The organism is Plantactinospora sp. ZYX-F-223 (genome assembly GCF_039649625.1).
Taxonomy (GTDB): domain Bacteria; phylum Actinomycetota; class Actinomycetes; order Mycobacteriales; family Micromonosporaceae; genus Plantactinospora.
Window position 1 is genome coordinate 1 of record NZ_JBDJAV010000178.1, and the last position, 962, is coordinate 962.

At 64.1% G+C, this 962-nt stretch carries 1 protein-coding gene; it reads right to left on the reverse strand.

The genetic code is table 11. The features are described from left to right. Positions 1 to 742 (reverse strand): IS5 family transposase (locus AAH979_RS43060; RefSeq protein ID WP_346263882.1); only part of this gene is annotated, 742 nt, incomplete at its 3' end. Positions 743 to 962: the final 220 nt, after the last annotated feature.

Below are 962 nucleotides of genomic sequence, written 5' to 3' on the forward strand. Positions count from 1 at the left end.
GCAGGGCTTCGTAGTCACGGGCCAGGCGTCGGTGGAGCATGATCCAGCCCAGGGAGCGTTCGACGACCCAACGCCGTTTGACCACCGAGAACCCTCTGATGTGGGGTTCTTTGGTGACAACCTCGACGTCGATACCGAGGGCGGCGCCGTGTTCGATGACCTTGTTCTTGAAGCCGGCGTCGACCCAGGTTTTGGCCAGGGTCGGGTGGGTGGCTTTGGCCTGGTTCAGTAGGTCGATGCCGATGGTGTTGTCGCTGGCGCTGGCGGCCGTGACGATGACGGCGAGGAGCAGGCCGAGGGTGTCGGTGACGATGCCGCGTTTGCGTCCGACGATCTTCTTGCCGGCGTCGATGCCCTGGGTGGGCAGGGGTGCGTTGGTCGAGGTCTTCACGCTCTGGGTGTCGATCACGCTGGCCGTCGGCTGCGCGGCGCGTCCGGCCTTGGTGCGCGCCAATCCGGTGAGGTCGTAGTTGAGCTGGGTGAAGATGCCGTCGGTGGTCCAGGTGGTGAAGTACCAATAGACGGTTTGCCAGGGTGGAAGATCGTGGGGCAGGTAGCGCCAGGCGATGCCGGTGCGGTTGACGTAGAGGATCGCGTTGAAGATCTCTCGCAGGTCGTGGGTGGCGGTTCGTCCACGGACGCCAGCGTCGGTGCGGGCTTGGCGCCAGGCGGTCAGTCGTGGCGCGATCAGGGCCCAGCGGGCGTCGGACAGGTCGGAGGGGTAGCCGGGTCGATCGTTCACACGGTAGGTCTACTGTGGATGGAAGGGGGGAGGTCGCACGTCGAGTCCGACGATTGCCCAGGTTTTTGAATCAGACACGATCCGTGGAACGAAGCTGGCATTTCGATGCGTCGTTAACCGGGGCGAAGCGGCGTCTATAGCTGCAACTCGGCTGTTCGACCGGCCCAGGGCTCGGCCGGCCAGTACCAGCCAACCTAACTCAAAAACGATCAAAACGCCC